General features: G+C 48.8%; 15 protein-coding genes. 9 read left to right on the top strand and 6 right to left on the bottom strand.

Translation table 11 applies throughout. From position 1 onward, the window contains the following. Positions 1-4: 4 nt before the first annotated feature. Complete coding sequence (locus tag ABD028_RS22275) at positions 5-2191, bottom strand: winged helix-turn-helix domain-containing protein (RefSeq protein ID WP_343847540.1); 2187 nt, start codon at positions 2189-2191, stop codon at positions 5-7. Positions 2192-2368: 177 nt separating this feature from the next. Between ABD028_RS22275 and ABD028_RS22270 the strand changes: the two genes are divergently transcribed. From ABD028_RS22270 to def, 3 genes are all read left to right on the top strand, one after another. Then, entirely contained in the window at positions 2369-3211 is an 843-nt protein-coding gene (locus tag ABD028_RS22270; RefSeq protein ID WP_343847539.1) for an alpha/beta hydrolase, read from the top strand. A 1-nt stretch (position 3212) separates the two neighbouring features. Beyond that, positions 3213-4082 carry a TolB family protein gene (locus ABD028_RS22265; protein ID WP_343847538.1) on the top strand — a complete coding sequence of 290 codons (870 nt, stop codon included), beginning with the start codon at positions 3213-3215 and terminating at the stop codon, positions 4080-4082. Positions 4083-4189: 107 nt separating this feature from the next. Continuing rightward, entirely contained in the window at positions 4190-4729 is a 540-nt protein-coding gene (def, locus tag ABD028_RS22260; RefSeq protein WP_343847537.1) for a peptide deformylase, read from the top strand. Between the two features lie 96 nt (positions 4730-4825). Here the strand turns inward: def and ABD028_RS22255 are convergent, their stop codons facing one another. Both ABD028_RS22255 and ABD028_RS22250 read right to left on the bottom strand, forming a co-directional pair. Continuing rightward, complete coding sequence (locus ABD028_RS22255; protein WP_343847536.1) at positions 4826-6721, bottom strand: hypothetical protein; 1896 nt, start codon at positions 6719-6721, stop codon at positions 4826-4828. An 11-nt stretch (positions 6722-6732) separates the two neighbouring features. Beyond that, positions 6733-8763 carry a toll/interleukin-1 receptor domain-containing protein gene (locus tag ABD028_RS22250; RefSeq protein WP_343847535.1) on the bottom strand — a complete coding sequence of 677 codons (2031 nt, stop codon included), beginning with the start codon at positions 8761-8763 and terminating at the stop codon, positions 6733-6735. A gap of 310 nt (positions 8764-9073) precedes the next feature. Between ABD028_RS22250 and ABD028_RS22245 the strand changes: the two genes are divergently transcribed. Continuing rightward, entirely contained in the window at positions 9074-9994 is a 921-nt protein-coding gene (locus tag ABD028_RS22245; protein ID WP_343847534.1) for a hypothetical protein, read from the top strand. A 61-nt stretch (positions 9995-10055) separates the two neighbouring features. Here ABD028_RS22245 and ABD028_RS22240 read toward each other — a convergent pair whose 3' ends face one another. The 3 genes from ABD028_RS22240 to ABD028_RS22230 are packed head-to-tail and all read right to left on the bottom strand — an operon-like array spanning position 10056 to position 13433. Continuing rightward, positions 10056-11297 (bottom strand): sensor histidine kinase, encoded by a 1242-nt coding sequence (locus ABD028_RS22240; protein WP_343847533.1) that lies wholly within the window; start codon positions 11295-11297, stop codon positions 10056-10058. Between the two features lie 2 nt (positions 11298-11299). Continuing rightward, positions 11300-11983, bottom strand: coding sequence for a response regulator transcription factor (locus ABD028_RS22235; protein WP_343847532.1), 684 nt, complete (start codon positions 11981-11983; stop codon positions 11300-11302). Positions 11984-12032: 49 nt separating this feature from the next. Then, positions 12033-13433, bottom strand: a complete 1401-nt coding sequence (locus ABD028_RS22230; RefSeq protein ID WP_343847531.1) for a S41 family peptidase — start codon at positions 13431-13433, stop codon at positions 12033-12035. Between the two features lie 162 nt (positions 13434-13595). Between ABD028_RS22230 and ABD028_RS22225 the strand changes: the two genes are divergently transcribed. From ABD028_RS22225 to ABD028_RS22205, 5 genes are all read left to right on the top strand, one after another. Further along, a complete protein-coding gene (locus tag ABD028_RS22225; protein ID WP_343847530.1) occupies positions 13596-15167 on the top strand; it encodes an MBL fold metallo-hydrolase in 1572 nt (523 codons plus the stop codon). Between the two features lie 443 nt (positions 15168-15610). Beyond that, the gene (locus ABD028_RS22220; protein ID WP_343847529.1) at positions 15611-16354 is read left to right on the top strand and encodes a hypothetical protein; all 744 of its coding nucleotides are present in this window, start codon (positions 15611-15613) and stop codon (positions 16352-16354) included. A gap of 10 nt (positions 16355-16364) precedes the next feature. Further along, a complete protein-coding gene (locus ABD028_RS22215) occupies positions 16365-17006 on the top strand; it encodes a hypothetical protein (RefSeq protein WP_343847528.1) in 642 nt (213 codons plus the stop codon). Further along, positions 16975-17640 (top strand): hypothetical protein, encoded by a 666-nt coding sequence (locus ABD028_RS22210; protein WP_343847527.1) that lies wholly within the window; start codon positions 16975-16977, stop codon positions 17638-17640. The genes ABD028_RS22215 and ABD028_RS22210 overlap by 32 nt, the downstream gene beginning before the upstream one ends. Positions 17641-17659: 19 nt before the next feature. Further along, entirely contained in the window at positions 17660-18700 is a 1041-nt protein-coding gene (locus ABD028_RS22205; protein WP_343847526.1) for a hypothetical protein, read from the top strand. Position 18701: the final 1 nt, after the last annotated feature.

Genomic DNA, 18701 nt, shown 5'->3' with positions numbered 1-18701 from the left:
CGAACTAGTTTGCAAAGGTCAGCTCTATCACTTCCTTGCGTTCAGCCACCAGCAGGGTGGCCAGCAGTTCTTGTCCTTTAATGTCGGTCAGATAATCAATATCCGGGGTGACGGGTGCCACTACGCTGAATGTATCCGCTTGAATATGGTAGCGCCACAGTTGATTGGCCTTGTTGATGCCATACAGCTGGCCATCTTGCAGCACAAAGCCTTTCTCTGAACCCTGGCCCTGCAAACTGGCAATCAGCTTGTCTTCAATACCGCCTTGCAACCAGAACTGTTTGAGATGATCCATATAAATCAGCGGCCCTTGTGGGTCTTTGGCTGCCCATATCACCTTTTTATTAGTGACAGTCTGATAATCCATACTGCCTAAATCAATCGTCACCAACTGCACGATGCCATTTACCAGAATTCTGGCTAACAGTTGCTGCGAATCGCTGTTCCAGGCAAACAGATCAAATATCGGATAAGGAAATCCCTGACGACTATGCTGATTATTCAGCGACAGCTTGTAGATATCCATATCCGCCAGTACCAACAGACCCTGGCCGTCGTTATCCCAAAACAGGCTGCTGATAAAGGTGCCTTTGGGGAAGTCACTGACCAATCTGGAGCCTTCGTCGCCCGATAACCAGACCTGCTCAGTGCCGGTGCGTTTTGACACAAAAGCAATCTGCTCGCCGCCAGGCTGGAATTTGGCGTTGTCTTCATGGTTGATAGAGCGCTCAAATACTGCAGGCGCAATGGCTTGCTGTTGCGCATTAACATTGTCAGCAACAGAAAGTCTGGCCACATCACTGTCGTAGCGACCGCTAATCAGCAACAAGCGCTGGCCATCAGGATGAAAGGCCGGGCTGCCAACGCTGGCCTCCAGGGCTAAATTCAGCTTGGTGACCTGGCCTAGCTCGGACAGCATATAGAGTTGTCCCCGATAGGCCAGCAGCATTTCAGCCTGGCCGGGTATAAACTCAGGGGCCACTTTTAAATGGCGCGGCGCATCGGCTGGAAACTGAATAGGGTGGCTGGAGATAACCCTGCCATCGGCATGCAGCATCTCGATATACTGAACACCATCTGCTTTTACCGATGTCACGGCCAACCGCTGGCGTTCTGCAGACCAGGTAAACGTCAGGATCAGGCCATCTTTAACTTCATAAAGGATATCACTGCTATGGTCGGCCAGAGAGTAACGCACCAGGCGCCAGAGCCGGTCGTCGCGCTGCATCAGGGCTATATGCTGATCGTCCACCCACCGCGGATTGCGGATTTCTGAGTGTTGGCAATTTAGCAGTTCGCTGGGCTGCTGGGGTTCTCTTAACGCTGCCTGAAAGTCCAGGCTCATTAGTTTGTAGCAGGTAGGTTGATGCAGCGGCTCAGTGCAGTCCTGCTCTTCAATAAATATCAGGCGTTTACCGTCGGCGGACAGGCTGTGTCCGGCGTAGGTGCCCTCTTTGGCCGTCAGTTGAATCTCTTGCATGGTCTGCGCGTGTTTCGCCCACAGATTGTTACTGCACACCTTTTCGTAGTAGCGATGAAAAATAATATATTGGCCATCCGGGGTATAGGTTGCACCATATTCTTTATCGTCAGTGGCGGTCAGATAGCGCAGGTCGCCGAGTTTTAATTCAGGGCGGTCCGATACAAAAGGTATCAGCCCAATTGCCAGCACCAATATGGCCGTGGCCGCCAGCAACCAATAGGCCATGTTGCTTTTAGCTGGCTTAGGGGATGAAATCCCAATATCGGGCGGGTTACAAGGCTGAGCGAATTCGGGCTTGTCTTGTGTTTGTGCACTTTTTTGCTGAGCGCTGCCATTCAGCTGCGGCGCTGGACTAACAGCATCGCGATGTTCTTCGGCAATGCTTACCTCTTCAGACCAACGTACCTCGCCTTCCAGGCTATAGCCTTGCTTGGCATGCGTTTTTATCAGTGCTGAGGCTTTGCTGCTTTCCCCGAAGGCCTTTCTTAATTGCGCGATGCTGCGTTGCAGCGTATTGGGCGTGACTACTGCATTAGCCCAAACCTTATCTAACAATTCATCATGGCTGACGACACGGCCACTATGCTGCGCCAGATACGTCAGTACTTGCAGCGCTTTAGGGGGTAAGGTTTGCACCCTGTCTTGCTGGCTTATTTGGTTTCTGGACAAATCCACCAGGAATCCACCCACCCAGTATTGTTTAGCCATCACCAATAACACCTGAAACATGAAGGGAAACAAAAAGATGCACCATCCTATCACAGCCTTGCAATTTAGGTATCGCCATGGCGCATCAGCAAGACGTCAGCAAGATTTCATCGGATTTTCAGGCGTTTTTTAACGCTGCGAATTAGCCTGCCTATTCCTTTTTCACAGGCAAAAAATATGAAAACTAGCTACTTACGGATACTTTCCTGCTTACTACTGATTCTGGTTGGTGCAACCACCTACGCCAAGCCTCTGGTATTGCCGCAGATTCAGGTGATCCCGATTAAAGCCAGCGCCACAGAGCGTCAGTACGAGCTGCTGATAAAACTACCCGACAACTATGCACAAAATCCTGACAAGGCCTATCCGGTAATCTACTTCACCGATGCCTTATGGCACGTGGAGCTACTGTCGGCCTCAACCTTTTTTCAGATGGAAGACAGTATTTTAGTGGGCCTTTCCTGGCAAAAAGACATAGATGCAAAGTTAGTCGAAGCGGAAGGGGCGTATGTCAGCCGCTTCCGGGATTACTCCTTTGCCCCATCCAGCAATCCTGAGAACCAGGCTAAATACCAGTTCGGTCAGGCAGCCAAATATCTGGATTTTATTCGCGATGACGTGATTCCCTTTGTGGAGAGTCACTACCGCACTGAGCCTGCCAATCGCAGTTACTTTGGCTACTCAATGGGCGGCTTATTCGGCGCTTACATACTGCTGTCGCAACCTGATACCTTTAAGAATTATATGCTTGGCAGCCCTTCGGTTTGGCGAATGGCACAAATTGAAGCCCTGCCCAACAATGCAAAACCTTTTAACGCCAACGTCTTTGTGACTTATGGCAGCGAAGAACAAAAGCTCAGTCCGCATGTGGACAGCCTTATCCAGTTTCTGCATAACAAGAAGGATGCAAGCTTGTCCTTAACCCACAAGATCCCGGATGGCAGCCACCAGACCGCCTCGCCGATGACTGCCGTGATGGCCATAAACTGGCTGGCCAAACTACAACAGCAAGGACAATGATATGTTCCGGCTAAGTGTTTTTCTGCTGCTATTTTCCAGTCTGGCGCTGATTTGTCCGGCTTACAGTCAGGACGAGTTTCCGGCCCTTACAGGCCCTTATATGGGCCAGAAGCCGCCAGGGATGGTGGCCGAACCTTTTGCGCCAGGTATTATCTCGAGAGAAGGCTGGGAGCTGGAAGGCGTATTCGCGCCTGGCATGCAAGAGTTCTACTTCACCACCCGAGGGGGCGAACGTACGCGCTCGACTGTGATTGGTTTTCGCCAACAACAAAACATATGGCACAAATTCATAGAATTTCCCCGTAACGGCGAAATATCCTTTTCCCCGGATGGCCAGGTTATGCATATGGCAAAAGGCTATAAGGAGCGTATTGCTAATGGTTGGTCAGAGCGCAAAAGCTTAGGTGCCATGTTCGAACGTAAGGATTGGGGCATTATGCGCCTGTCGTCCTCTGCCAGCGGTACTTACGTATTCGACGACTATAAAAATAATGATGTGATCCGCATCTCAACCATCAAAAACGGCCAACGGCAGGAGCCCATCCCAATGGGGCCACAGATCAATAGCGGTAAGTGGACCGCCCACCCTTTTATCGCCCCCGATGAAAGCTATCTTATCTGGGACAGCGAGCGTGAAGGCGGCTATGGCGACTCCGACTTGTATATCAGCTTCCGCCAAGCGGATGGCGCCTGGGGCCGGGCAATCAATATGGGCGAGCAGATTAACTCAGAGCGATGGGACGCCTACGCCAGCGTCACCCCGGATGGTAAATATATTCTGTTTAATCGCGGCATAGATGAAAAAAATGACAATGTGGATATTTACTGGGTGAGTGCCGAGATTATTGAAGTACTCAGGGCGAAGCAATAAGGCGGTACCAATAGCCTGAAACCGGCCTTGTTATTGCATCGCTTTAATGGCAACTTATTTTGTTATGCCCAGACGATAAACCTTCTCAGGGTCACCAGGAATACAACATGCATATTGCCCAGATCGGCGAGTCAGTATTGAAACAGCAGGCCCATGAAGTGCCTGCTGATGCCTTTGGCACTATTGAACTGAAAAACTTTACCGAAGGCCTGCTGAAAACCATGCTGGATGCCAATGGTGTGGGCATTGCCGCCCCACAAGTATTCGATGGTCGCGCCATTATGTTTGTCGCCTCCCGGCCCAGCCCCCGCTACCCCAGTGCGCCGCAGATGGAACCGCTGCTGTTAATTAACCCACGCATAATCAGCCAATCAGAAAACTGGGTATGGGAATGGGAAGGTTGCTTGTCGGTACCGGCACTGCGCGGTTTTATCCAGCGTCCGGATCAGGTAGAGGTCAGCTACCAGGACACCGACGGCAATCCATGCCAAATCGAGTTTACGGGCTTTCTGGCGCGTATTTTCCTGCATGAATACGATCACCTGATTGGTAAGACCTGGCTCGATCACGTTACCAGTACCGAGCAAATCATGGCTGAATCCGTATGGCTGCGGCAGATTGCAGGAATAACCGGAACAGCACACTAAAGACACAGGTGCGGCTGAGCTTTTTACCAGTTAAACAAACAGCCCTACGCCGTATTTATATGGCTCAAAATCTGGCCTGGCTTACTTTACCAACCGCTAACGTCTTGCCAAATCGCTTTCGGCCTCCGACAAATTCCACTCCGCATGCTCCTGCATGGCTTCGTTGGCGAGCTCCGTCAGCAGTTTATCGGTTTGTACTTTAGTCAGGCTTTGGGCCAATAAAAACTGCGCCCGCTTATAAAATACCTGCATATGCGCGAAACCCGCACTGGCGAAACGGTAGTTGGCCAGTTCCACCCACAGGGCAATAACACCACCCAGCATCACTAAAAACTGCACGGCCAACATCACCCCGGTGTCCCATTCACACCATAACCAGGGCAAAAAGCCGTTAGACAGTTGATTAAGCTCACAGCGGTTAACATTGCCGGCAAAGGTATCCAGCGGGTACTGCCACAACAGCCAGCCATGCACCAGCCACATCATTACACCCAGCATTACCGCAGCGATAAACAATTGGTAAGACATGCGATTGAAGGTCTGCATCGCCAATTTCGGCTGTTTGTTAATCCAGCGTATTTTGCTTTCACGAGTGGTTTTCAGTTTGCTGTCCAGATAGCGAATTTGCCCGCCTATCCATTGCTCTTTCACCCGTTCAAGGTTGCCCTGGTAGCCGTTCTGGAATGTCTGGCGATCTTGCCACCAGATCATCTCGCCCAGTGCATTGGCCTGACTAACCAGCGGAAAACTACTGCGATAGCGCCTCGGCAGCATGGGCGGTAAAGACGGTGGCACATCAGCAAGATTCAGGTAGCCACGTAAGCGCAGGGATTCGGCCACCATACGATTGAGCTGATAGCGCCATTTCAGCCTGGCCATTTTGGCCCCAAGAATTATAAAAAACGTAACGCCCACCACCACTAACACTGCGCCTATGATAATGAGTCCGCCAAGGGTATTGAGCAGGTTAGACACGGTTTCGTAGGCCAGCAGACCTAAGAAGGCAAACGCCATAAAGAGCAGCAATTGCGTTCGATAGCGGCTTTGCGCCTTGAGCGCCACCTTATCGGCCTTGGAGAAAATCGCACAGCGCCCGGCCAGCCCCTCACCGAGCAGCGCGTCGTCGCTACAATCGCCTTGCATTGGTTCAGCATTAAACTGCTTCAGTTGTCGCACCAGTGCCACAAACTCCTCACTCAGGCTCGAAGATAACGGTGACGTTTGCGCAGACGGGTGACTATGACAGAGGTAAACCGTTGCCTGCTCTGGGGCATCCGGGGCGAGGCGTTGAAAACCCGCAGTCAGATGCTCAGCAGGGTTTTCTGCTGTGCGCTCCACCAGAATATGTTGCAGCACCCCACCCTGCAGGCCATCAAAATAGCCAACGGGTTGCAAACCAGGGTGAACCTTGTCGGTGCAAACGCCCGGCATGCCGCACTTAAGCTTAACCACATCAGCGGTGCCGCCAACGCTATCGCTATCTTGGCCATCCCACAGCGTCAGCAATACATTGCTGTAACGGCTTAAAAATGCGCCCTGGTTAAGGTATAGCTGACTGCGGCTTTCGCCATAGTTAAGGTCGGTATAGGCACTAAGCCGTTCCTCATCAGACATATTTGCCGTGGTAACGATCAGATTGTGCTGGTATTTGTTCAGGTAATAATCAAACTTGGTTTGCCAGGCCGGTTCAGTACCTGCGAAATCGGCCCTAAAGTACTCCACGGGCATAGGCAGAACCGGGATCACATCGCAGTTACCGGTATACCAGTCAGGCTCCCCTTCCATCAAGGCTTCGACAGCATCAATGGCGAGTAAATCCGGTCCGCTCGCCATGCCGGTCAGCAGCCAGATGGGAGTCTGCTCCCCAACCTGTGCCCGCCAGTGCTTTAGTGCAGTTATAATAGCCTGAACGATCAGACTTTCATCGGCATTGCCACTGCTATCCCGCAGCAGGGCATTGCGGTGGCCGCTAACACCAATCAACAAGGGCATACGATGCTTCATCACTGGTAAGGAACCTTATAAACGACAGTGTCAGACAGAGATCCATCTATCCATTTCAACTGAATAAACAAAGGCCCTACTGGCCACGAAAACTTCACGATCGGTGATGTTCGCGTCGCCTCTCGCTTTTTCCAGTTAGGATTTACCGTGAATGCCGAGGGTTTTGCTAAACGGTCCAGCAGCGAAACAGTGCCGGTATTCACCGGGGTGCCAAAAGACAAGCTGCTTCTGGGTTTAGCCGCCGCACTGGCTTGCGCTTCTGCATACAAAGGTTGGCGCCGAGACTCCATCTGGGCAGTCAGTGGCGAAAGATCATCATGGCTAATAGAGAACATCTCACGCGCATCCAGGCCGATGAAGATATCGTCTATACCATCGATTTCCTTCTGCCCTGCGCTCATCCACTTGAAGTGACACTCATTCGGCTGACATTCAATCAACGACTGGGGGTTATTTTTCAGTGCGTCAATTCGCGCAGTCTGCTGCGTTTGAGCCAGATTCAACTGGTAACTATAGCGACTCGACTTGCCACTTTCGTCCACATAGATAAGGTCTAATTCAGAAGCATCTTCCAACATTGATTTAGCTATCTTGTCGGCGTAAAACAAACCATCACTTTGTTGCATGGCATTATTCATCCCAGCGTAGACACTCCAGCTGATGTGGTTGATATCAGCACCACTCAATGGCACCAGCACATAATTCAGCATATTGAAATCACTGGATAAAAACAGCGCTGGTGCTGAAGGGTCACCGCTGGTCAGGCGTAACACCTTGGCCGCGGCGCCCTGCGGTTTCAAAGTATGAATATTGCCTTGTTCGCCATCACTAAAATGCAAGCGGTAGTAAATCTCCTCTGCTTGTCTGGGCAGCAGAACCAGCAGTTCCTGTTTGTCATTAACCCGCGCCAACAGTTCTCCCTCGGTCTTTAACGGGTTTAAATATAGGATGTCGGTTAATTGGTCTTTGTCGGTGCCAAAACTAATACGCTCTATAATAGGTTGCAGCGCCTTGAGCGACTCCCCCTGACCAAGAGAACCAAACTGACAGAGAGGAAAACCTGCCGCATAGGCGAGCGCCTTATAGCAGGATAAACGCCCTTCTAATTGCTGTTTACGCTTGGCTATTTTTTCGGCCTGCTTTGCCCCCAGCATTTTCTGCATTTGCGGTAAAGCAAAGGTCATGGGTTCACTGCTGAAGGAGCCATTTAAGTCACGCACGGTTACTGTGACTTCGCTGGGTATGGGATACGCCATGTCCACTTCGGTTTGCGCCAGTACCAGCATCTGAACAGATTCGGTTCGCTGCCCGCTGTCAAATTCGAAAATAAATTCATATTGTTTGTTGGCAACAGTGGCGCTGGACATCAGTCCCATACCTGTTGCCCGCAGTTTAAGCAGTACGGGGCCATTGCTGTAACTTTCCTCGACCGTTGCAGCAAAATCGTCGGCCTGCAGTTCCCGTATGTCGGCGATGGGGGTTGGCATGGGAGACAGATAGAACCATTCCCACACTGAGAACAGCACAAAAGCCAGCACGGCCAGCGCCGCAGCCATGCCCACCATGTTCTTTTTAAGAGGGAAGCGCTTGGGTTTTAACGAAACATGCAGTTCTTTGTTTTCCAGTTTGGCGACAATGGCATCTACCATCTCGTCTAACTTGGCATCCACGGCATCAAACCATTGCGAGCTGCGCAGAAACCATTCAAGTTGCGCACCATCTGTAGCATCCAGTTTCATGGGGAAGATTGGGATCTGCTTTTCAAAGGCAATATCCAGTTCATTGCGCACGTGACGACTCTGATTGGCATCAGCGGTAAGTAACAACAATACACAACGGGACTGGGCAATCACCCGCGGAATAGTCAGGCTGTAATCATTCCCCGAGTGAAATAAATCCCGGACCGCGATCCAGCAACGGTAGCCCTTGGCTTCCAGCTCACTGACTAATTCCCTGGCTCTGCGTTCGTCTTTACTCGAATAACTGATAAACACGTCATAACTTGGGTTGGTGCCGGTAGTAGCTGCCATGGCCTGTTTCTCTTATTAACGAAGCTTGTTGCTCATAAAACACGGAGCACAATTATTAACCTATTTTTTCTTACTTGTCAGTTAAGACTATGATATTTATAAAAGAAGTAAGTGAGTTCTGCGCTCTTATTGAGAGATAAGCATGTTCCGTGCGCTATGTGATACTTGCCGTGACAGCTTTTTGTTGGAAAATCTACTGGACTGCGATTGTGGCCGTTCGTTGTGTCATAGATGCCTGGCCCAACATTTAACTGAGACCGGGCACCAACAACGCTCAGACGTTCACAGGCAAACCCACAATGAAAGGGATATGCGCCGCATTTTTGACCGTGAAACGTCGCAGCGTTTCTTCGACGCACTGCAAAGTTCACCGGACGTCAGCCGGTTCGGTTGTATGATTTGTGAGCATAGCTACAGTGGCAGGGTAAAACTCAGTCCTGACGGCCGCTTCTTCAGATTTACCATCCAGTTTGACGAGTATCAGCACTGCCTGGCAGAAAATCAGCAAAACAAATCAGCGGCCATAACGCAGTTAATCCAAGCGCAGCTTGCTAAAATAAGCATGCTTAACGCCCTGCCAACACGATTTAGTCATGCTCCACCGTTATTTTGCACCAGCACAGATAACTGGCAGCCGCCAACAGACAGCCTGGTGGCCAATCTGCTCCAACAGCTTGGTCTGGCTGCTAATGAATATTTAGCGATGCAACTTCCACTAGCCTTTTATGATGCAGTGACCTTGCTCGCCATAGCTAAAAAATCCCACCCTGGCAGTAACAGCTGGCGCTACTTTCTGGCCTGTCAGGGCGACTTCTATATATTGAATGGCTTGGCCGCTCCCATTATTGCGCTTAACCGTAAAGTGTCACTACGCTTGCGTCCTTCGCAAGCGCTTGATTATTTGAGCTTCTTCAGCTTTTTCAGCCAGGGTGAACAGGGCAGTTTCTTTATTGTCACCCGTCCTGAACAATGCGCGCTGCCGGAAGTATTAAGCAAGGAAAAAGACGCGGAACTGCACTTCGATACTGGCATTGAGCAATATTACTTCGCTCCTGAGGTCACCGAACAAGCACAGAGCGGCAACTACCAGGTTCGGGCATTAGTCTGTTATGGCGATTCATTGTTTGACGGACTGTTTAGCATCGACCCAAACGGGACAATAAAAATGCTTAACGAGCAACTACTGGCATCCCACCTTCCCTACCCTTTATCTATTTGTTTAACCCCCTGATTTTACGATAGAAAGACGGGTTGTGTTTTCACAATAGAGATAAGTGACTATGCAATTACCACTAAGTACAAAAATCGATGTTCAGATAAAACCAATTATCCTGAGTGTGGGATGTCACCTGCCATTGATAACACTGGCAGATACGCGTAACGATATGCAGGCCTTGCCCGATGCCTGGACTGCTTTTGTTTTTCACGCCGGGGGTTAACAGATTTGCCGGGCAGGCATCAGCTACTGGGTTGGCAATACTCAGTTGCTCGCCGGTCAGGCAAATATGCTGTTCACTGGCGCTGGCATGGGTCAGGGCATTATCTATGATGTTGCCCAGCAAAATATGCAGTAAGTTTCTATTCGCCTGTATATGGAAATCAGCCGGTAGCTGCAATGCCAATTGCAACTGCGGCTGTCGTGTCAACTGCGGGTTATTTACCAGACAATGCTCTATCTCTTCCAGCAAACATAAGCGTTCACTTTGCATCGACTCTTCACGCGCCAATGCCAGCAGCACATGGATAATTTGCTCCATCTGCAATGCAGATTGTCTCAGTTGCGTCAGTGCATCATTATCCAGCGGCTGAGATGGACTGAGGCGGCTTAACACCATCTTCAGCACCGTAGCCGGGGTGCGCAGTTCGTGACTGATATCTCGGGTAAAATCACTTTCCCGCGCCAGCGCTGTTTGCAATTGCCTGATATTGTTTTGAATGGTGCGGCCCAGATAGCCAATCTCGTTATCTGGCAAGGTGTCACTAAGTATCAGCGACTGGCCTGGCTGCTGTTGTTTTACCCTGGTACTAATATGCTCCAGCGGCCGGATCACTTTTTGACTTAAATACTGTGATAACGCAAAGGCCAGCAACCACACCAGCACCAGTGCCATGCCTAACCAAGGCATCAGTTTAGGCAGAAAATCCCGGGTGACTTCAAAGCCGGAGACGTTGGCGGCCAGTACCCACTCACGGCTGCCAAGTTCAATGGGTAGCAAATGCAGCGTTCCGTCGTTGCCGTTGGGAAATTCTACCCGCTGTGGCGATAACCTATGTAACTGCTGCACTTGCTCTGGCAAGGCCTGCCAACCCGGATAGAGGGTCATAAAGGGATGACGCGGGGCCGTAATACCCCCGGTATCCTGAAATTGCTGCTGGATATACTGCGCTTCTGACAACACCAAACGGTTAAACACATTGTCTTCTACTATCCAGGCATAGCCGAGCATCAACACCATAAAGCACACAGCTAATAGCAGCGTAGAAACAACGATACTGTACTGCAGGGTAGCTTTGAGACTGCGCTGCGCAAACATGTTCAGTCCGTTGCCGCCAGTTTAAAGCCAATGCCGTGAATGGTGGTCAACATGGCCGACGCAAACGGCTTATCCAGCGCTTGGCGTAAGGTATAAATATGTGAGCGGATGACGTCGCTGTCCGGGGCATCCTCACCCCATATACGGTTAATCAGTTGCTGCCGACTGACCGCGTTCGGGTAGGCCTGCACCAGCATCATCAGAATCGAAAAATCCGTACTGCTGAGTTTTAAAGTTTGTCCCTGGCGCATGGCGAGTTGCTGCTTTTCATTAATTTGCAGTTCGCCAATGCAGATAGTCTGCGACTGATGTAATTGGTGGCGACGCGCCAAGGCCTGGCAACGCAGCAGTAACTCCGTTAAATCAAAGGGTTTAGTCAGGTAATCATCGGCCCCGGCGTCGAACCCCAGACTTTTGTCTGCAATACTGTCTCGCGCCGTTAGCATTAACACCGCAGGTGTGGGATCGCACTGCTGCTTTAACATCTTACACACAGCCACGCCGTTAATATCCGGCAGCATCACGTCCAGTACAATAACATCGTAGGGTTGCTGCGCCGCCAGGTCCAGCCCCAGCGTGCCGGTGGCAGCGTAGTCCACCAGCATTCCCTGGGCGCTCAGAAAGTCGCAAATTTCCCCGCCAATCTGCGTTGTATCTTCAATGACCAGTACCAACAACGTTGCCAAGCTCGTGCTTCCCTATGTGTATTGCATGACTAGTGTGCCTATCCAGCGTTTAAGTGCCATCCCTGTTTTTAAACCGTTGTAACACGCGCTGCAGTAAAGTGTCGACTGCACTGTGCAGGTCCTCGAAGGCTTCATCCACGACCAGATCCGGTATCACTGCGGTGACATCGGCATTACCATTTGGGCGCACCAGCAAGCGGGTGGCAACATAGGCCCTTAACTGCGAATGCGGCAGATTAAATAAATTCCCTTGCGCGCTTTGATTAGCAAAGCCCCCGGTAGGCTGCCCCGCCAGCAGGCCAAAGCCGTTATCTTGCACGGTTGTAGCAAACACAATCGCTGCCGAATAAGTTACCGGACCAATTAACACCACCACATCACCGTTGAAGCCTTTGTGTTTACCCATCGGTTCAACATAGTCATGTAATGCCTTAGTTTGCATCTCGCCGGGCTGACCTTTATAACCGAACAGACCGCGATTATCTTTATTGAGCTTTTCGGTCATGCTGGACACTAGTCTGAAGGGCTTGTTGGCGATATAACGAGCCAGTTCTGTCGCGGTATCGGTATTGCCGCCGGTATTGTTGCGAATATCAATAATCAGGGCACTGGGCCGTTGTTGCACTATTTGGCTGAAGATCGTTTCAAGTTGGTCCGAGAACTCTTCTGGATCAACATCAAAGCTGTCTACTTTTAAGTAACCCACATTGCCCGCCAGGCGCTGGTAAGCCAAATCATCACCAGGTCGCTCAAACAGCGAAGCCGCGCGCTGCCAGCTTTGGCGGCTATCAATATGGAGCGTTTGCATTTGCCCCTGATAAAGCAATTCAATGTCAAACTGACTGATAAAACCGTATACCGCCCAAAGCAGATGCGAAAAGCGCTCAGCCACAAAAGCGCCACGCAAGCCTGCGGTTTCGCCCCCCACGTAGCGCTGCGCATTGGCAAAAATGTCAGATGTGGCAACACCATTAATACGCAAAATCTGACTTCCAACCGGGAGCTGCTGTTCTCCCGAAACATACGACTGCGGAACGAACACACCACTTGAAGTCAGTTTTACCGCAAATGGGAAAGGCGTCTCGCCTTGTTCCTTCAAGGCATTCAGCTCCTGATAAGGCCAGATTAGAAAGCTGTGTCCGTCCCCAAAAGCATGGGATAGTTGGCCGACATAACGAAAAAACTCAACACGTGTCATCGGCTTTGTGATGCTGTTTTTCAGTTTTTCCAACATCTGACTTAGCGCGGCTTCATCGGCATAACCACTAAAATCCGGGTGCCGCTCCCTGACACCGGCAACAAAGGCATCGAGATCCTGCCGCAACAGTTCTGGAGCGATCTTTGCGTGCATCAGCGCTGGGTTGTCGAGTTTGGGAAAAATATCCAGATGCGCACCACTACATCCGCTTAGCAGCAAAGGCATACACAACAACATAACGATGGCTTTCATAATGCTCACTCCAGAAGGCTTCTCTGATAGCCTAACCTACGTGGCGTGAAGATTTCGTGAGCCCAAAAGAGCAAACCGCAAAGTCACAAACAGAACAATCTTCACATTATCGCGACGTTCTTATTGCTAGCATGCTGCTATTGAATATCAGGAATAGTGCCAATGAAAGTGCCCCCTTATCTGCTCAATGTCATCTTTGCCGACCACGAGGTGCGACTTAACGGCTTATGCAGCAAAGCAGGAATATCGAAACGGCTCTCAGGCATAACCAAAAAGTTCGCACTTAGTGGCTGTTTGTTATTCATCAGTCCATCAGTGTTGAGCCTGGCTTTAGACATTGACATACCAACCCCCCTGGAAGCAGTCATTGTCGACAAAGTTGTCAGCGCTTATGGCGGCAAGGCCTTGGTTAATGCCAACAGCATCAAAGTGGTCGATTACAACAAGGGCCCCTGGCCAGGAGAAGGAGAATCGCCCGATGTGCCTGAGTTGTGGCGTATCAACGAAGAATTAACTATCGACTATGCAAATAAACGCAAAAGCTTATTGTCCTATCGCGTGCCGCGCACCACCCTGGATCTGGAAAAATGGATTTATGACGGCACATCTACCGTTATGTACGACATATTGCATGAGAAATACTCAGTCGAAGACTGGGCGGATTTTGACCGGCTTGGCAGCTCGTTAGTACGCAGTAGCGATACTCTGCAAGCAAAAAGATTGGCCGGACTACTGAACGAGCTGGAATATCGCGGCGAGGAATATTACCGCGGCAAACTGCAACAGAAATTACAGCTGAAGCAGGCCTCGGGCGAGATATATACATATTTTATCGACAAGGCATCAGGCCTTATCAACAAAATACGTCGTGAGCATCCCCGGGCCGGGGAAATGTTGTACGTGTTTTCCAACCACAATACAAACAGCGAACTGACCTTTGCCCGGGATATGAATTTCTTTGTCAATGGGCAGCTACGCTTGCTCTCAGTAAAGCGTGATATTCAGTTGAATCCAGACCTGACCAACGCCTTCACCGGCTTTGCCCACTTTACCCCTTGGGGAGAACTTTTCGACCGCTCAACGCTGCAAGCAAAGAAACTGGCTGACGGCGTTTACCAGGCTGGCAAAGGCCGCACATTTACGGTCTTTGTGGAGCAACTTGACTTTTATATTGCCATGGGTGCGGCAGACGGGTTGGCCGAGAATTTCGCCGCAATCAAGCAACTCTCCCAGCAAGACAAACCCATTAAGTACTTTGTTGTCACCCACCACCACAATGCCAGTCTCAGAGGCTTAGACAATGCCCTGGCCTTGGGTGCCACTCTGGTAATGGCAGAGCCACACCAAGGCAGCGTTCTACAGGCTTTAAACACAACAACAAGCGCAGACAATCTGCTGTTAGTACCGCCAGGTGCTTCGCTTACGCTGGGTAATCTTACCCTGTTTGATATTGCCACGGCGCACTCGCAGCATTATTTGTTGGCGTATCTACCTGTTCCCAGGATGGTCTTAGCAGAAGATCATTATGTAACCGAACTGCAATCCGCAAAGCCACGAATTTACCAGGATATGGTGCGCTTTCGACAGGCTCTGGATGAGCTGGATATAGAGGTGAAAACCCTAGTGGATATCCGCGGCTGGCGACAATTCAGCATAGCTGAATTCAATCTGTGGACAAGCGAGTTCAAAACCAAGCGCTGCCCGTCAGGTTATGACATCTGTACTAATGGATAAGGCTGATGCATCCCGCCCTCCAAACAGCGAGCAATATGCTTTTTCGGGAGGTACCAATGAAATCTGCGGTAGTGCTAATCACGCATGCCAGGCTGAGCTTTAAATTATACTCGGGCAAGAAGCGATTACCGTCACCAATCAAGGAGATCAGATGTATTGATAAAACATCTATAGCTCTACAGCTTAATAAGATATGGTGCCTGGGGTCGGACTCGAACCGACACAATGTTGCCATCGGCGGATTTTGAAAAGTTAGCGCCTATTTAAGCTATTGCAGATCAATAGGTTAAAAGGAAGAAAAGAAAATTTTCAAATTCTTTGCATGACTAGCCTCTTTCATGAGCGGCGATTCATTACTTTCAATTGCATTAATGACAACCTGTGATAGGCTATTTTTTGAGCAAACACATTCGCGCAAGTTTAGCTAAATTCAAGGAGGATTAATGAGAAAGCTACTGTTAGGGGTATTGACCTGCTTACTTTCTGCTAATTCACTAGCTATAAGCGAGCTTATACTCGATCCATCACCTCAATCAACATCCAATACCTGCCAGTCTTATTCTATAGCCTATGCACTAGCGTACTCAGGTCTTTGGTATCAGGCAATAGAAACACCCAAACAGCTCAGAGAGCTTGAGGTTATAGTTAGAAAGGAAATTAATTCAGTCGTACAAGAACACAATTCGAAGAATTCAAAAGGAAAAAAGATAAATCCATATCTCCATGCTACGTGGGTTGAGGCTGTTAAAAGGGTTTCATCCAATAACCTTAAACTAACGTTATATTACCCCTCTTCACCAACTGAGTATTACCAAAAAATCTCAGACATCACAGGTATTACTTCCTCAGATATTTTCGGCGCGCCTATTGCCGCTGTCCTCGTCAAAAAGCCGATCATGACTTCGGTTCAAAAGTTAAATGGCGATTCTTATGCAAGTGGGCACATAGTTACCCTTCTGGGGTTGACTGAAGCTGTCCCAACCAATAAATCGATAGCCAATATGGACAAAGCATTTTTGGTTCTTAATTCGGCAGTAAAATCGAATCAGAAACAGTTTAACATGTGCAGCGAGGAAATCACCTCTGGAGACAAAAAGTACTCCGCAAGTGTGAATATTACGAATGATTACGAGTTAAAAGATTGGGGCGGAAAATATTTGCTGATGTGGATCGAGAAAAATAATTAGGTATATAAAGATGATAACATTACTCGGCCTTTACTCCATAAAATGTATGGTGAAAATTACGCGCAGCTTAGTTAGTTTACAGTTATTGGCCATTTTGATAATGGCGCCTTCTATTTCTAACGCCTCCGATGAAATCGAATGGGAATGCTTGGCAACAGAATTTCCCATGTACCTGGAAGCAAAATTAGATATTGAGAAAAATCGAATCCTCTTTAAAGCAAAAAGTGGGGAGAAGTTGATACCAACTCAATGGAAGGCCACTGTTACTGCAAAATTTAATTCATTAATCGTGGGCACCATTTTTACCACTACTCAGCTGGAAAACAACATTAAGGACGCTATTAGTAAGGATATAGAATTAACCGAGGGAATGATAAATATATCTTGGGGCTTGCTCGAGGTTGGCCGAGTTTGCGACTGGTCTGATAGTGCTCCTAAGGGTTCCCTCAACAACAATACGAATGCGCCTGCAACAATATGTGGCATAGGCACGGTAATGCTACCTGCTCCAGATGGCAACCAGAAAATCATTCTCAAGGCTATTGATGAAAAGTCCTGGACGCCAGTTGAAAAGTTCACTGTAAGTATTGAATCGTTAGATGATTCGTGGGAGGACTCAAATGAAGAATCGAGCGATGTTAATTGTGAATAGTACTTTAACTCTAATTGCTGCTCTTCTATTGATCCTTTCAAAACCCGCTTATTCGCAGATATCAAAGGCAGGTTATTTGGAAGTAAAGGCCGAGGGAAACGAAAGCAGAGATGGGTTCGTATATTCAGCTATGTTGAGTCCACAAGGTCAAAATTCGCTACCTATTTTTCAGCCAGGAGATGAGGTAACGGTGACAGTCAGCCATGACACACCGATTGAAATCGTGGTGTGGACACAGCACTGGGAAAAATACGCTGGGAAAAAGTGTAAAGGTGGGGGCTTATTTAGCAAGCGGAAATGTAAAAAAACTTACCACCATAGCTATCCAGAGGATAAGCATCTTAAAAAACCGAGCAATGGCTGGAATATAAAAATTGGACTGCAAGGTTTACCAGATGGCGCCAAATGTACGGCTCAAGACCCCGTACTAAAACCCCAAACAACACTAAATCAAAAGCTAATTGTTAACTACCCTGCTCGGCTATGCATTGTCGGAGGTGGAAGTATCAAAAGGCCTAGCAGCATACCTGGCGATGGTAGTGCTAAGTCTGAAGTGACATTGTTACGCTCTATTAAAACAACGGAATTCCAACTTTGGTATGAAGTAAAACGTAAATATGTAAAAGAAAATTAACCGTATTAGGAGGTGAGCTATGAAACGAGCACCAATTCTACTATTAAGTGCATCTATTGCTCTGCTCAGTAGCTGTAAATCTGATGAGCCATGCTTGAGTCATGAGCAAGAAATTAAAACTCTCAAGTTGCAGCTTGAATTGACCAACGCCAAGTATGAAAGTGCTATGGCAAAGTCAGCCGGTGAAAGGGCCACTTATGAATACAAAGTGCAGCTTGCACAGGTAGATCAGTTGATTGCGGCGTCACAAGACGCGCTAATTAAAGGGCTAAACCAGGAACTCGACAAGCGATTCAATGCTTATGCTGAAGCACTCAAGTCTAAAAATGAAGATGCAATCAAAGAAACAAAAGCTAAGTTAGATGAGGCACGTGAAGAAGCGGCCCGCCTGAAAATAGAACTAGAGAATCAACGAAATAAAACGGAACTTGCAGAATCCTATATTGAAAATCTTCCAGAAGTTAAATCAGATGTTGTTGATGAAGTTATGAAAGAAGTAGGTGTAGGAAATACAGCCAAAGATTCAGATGATAGTAATGACCCAGCACAACACGCTGCGGCGATGGCCGCCCTAGCCGCCGCTTGCACTGCGGCATCTGGTGGATTGTGTGCAGTTATGGCTGCCCAATTCGCAAGCGGATTATTGGGGACCGAAACATCTGTGGAAGATATTAAAACAGCGGCCTCGGTGTTTGAATCGATGTCAGCGGGAAAGCCGCTTACTACTGAGCAAAAGCAATTTTTAGATAAACGACTTGGTTCGAGTTCCTCCGATATCTACAAGGAACTAGTGGATATATACACTAATCGTGATCGGGCAGGAGATTATTTAAAGGACAAGGCAAAGGAAGCGCTTACTAAGGAGCTAGGTACAGATGGAGTTGATTTGCTTGAGAAATTAACGCGTGGAGAGAGTCTCTCATGCCAAGAAATTAAAAATACACTAGACCTTCTTCCAGGCAACAAAAGGATTGCTACCATTGAGAAGACTGCTAAGGCAATCTACCGAAATTATCCGGAAGCGGCAGCTTGTATGCAAAGCTTATCGCAGGCGGGTTAGC

Source organism: Bowmanella denitrificans, assembly GCF_039522935.1.
Classification (GTDB): domain Bacteria; phylum Pseudomonadota; class Gammaproteobacteria; order Enterobacterales; family Alteromonadaceae; genus Bowmanella; species Bowmanella denitrificans.
The sequence above is the reverse complement of the archived record's forward strand: the minus strand, read 5'-3'. Positions and strand labels throughout refer to the sequence as shown.

What these genes read in the sequence shown, in the direction of transcription:
- ABD028_RS22275 (WP_343847540.1), bottom strand. Translation starts at nt 2,191, where the DNA reads ATGGCTAAACAATACTGGGTGGGTGGATTCCTGGTGGATTTGTCCAGA.
- ABD028_RS22270 (WP_343847539.1), top strand. Translation starts at nt 2,369, where the DNA reads ATGAAAACTAGCTACTTACGGATACTTTCCTGCTTACTACTGATTCTG.
- ABD028_RS22265 (WP_343847538.1), top strand. Translation starts at nt 3,213, where the DNA reads ATGTTCCGGCTAAGTGTTTTTCTGCTGCTATTTTCCAGTCTGGCGCTG.
- def (WP_343847537.1), top strand. Translation starts at nt 4,190, where the DNA reads ATGCATATTGCCCAGATCGGCGAGTCAGTATTGAAACAGCAGGCCCAT.
- ABD028_RS22255 (WP_343847536.1), bottom strand. Translation starts at nt 6,721, where the DNA reads ATGCCCTTGTTGATTGGTGTTAGCGGCCACCGCAATGCCCTGCTGCGG.
- ABD028_RS22250 (WP_343847535.1), bottom strand. Translation starts at nt 8,763, where the DNA reads ATGGCAGCTACTACCGGCACCAACCCAAGTTATGACGTGTTTATCAGT.
- ABD028_RS22245 (WP_343847534.1), top strand. Translation starts at nt 9,074, where the DNA reads ATGCGCCGCATTTTTGACCGTGAAACGTCGCAGCGTTTCTTCGACGCA.
- ABD028_RS22240 (WP_343847533.1), bottom strand. Translation starts at nt 11,297, where the DNA reads ATGTTTGCGCAGCGCAGTCTCAAAGCTACCCTGCAGTACAGTATCGTT.
- ABD028_RS22230 (WP_343847531.1), bottom strand. Translation starts at nt 13,433, where the DNA reads ATGAAAGCCATCGTTATGTTGTTGTGTATGCCTTTGCTGCTAAGCGGA.
- ABD028_RS22225 (WP_343847530.1), top strand. Translation starts at nt 13,596, where the DNA reads ATGAAAGTGCCCCCTTATCTGCTCAATGTCATCTTTGCCGACCACGAG.
- ABD028_RS22220 (WP_343847529.1), top strand. Translation starts at nt 15,611, where the DNA reads ATGAGAAAGCTACTGTTAGGGGTATTGACCTGCTTACTTTCTGCTAAT.
- ABD028_RS22215 (WP_343847528.1), top strand. Translation starts at nt 16,365, where the DNA reads ATGATAACATTACTCGGCCTTTACTCCATAAAATGTATGGTGAAAATT.
- ABD028_RS22210 (WP_343847527.1), top strand. Translation starts at nt 16,975, where the DNA reads ATGAAGAATCGAGCGATGTTAATTGTGAATAGTACTTTAACTCTAATT.
- ABD028_RS22205 (WP_343847526.1), top strand. Translation starts at nt 17,660, where the DNA reads ATGAAACGAGCACCAATTCTACTATTAAGTGCATCTATTGCTCTGCTC.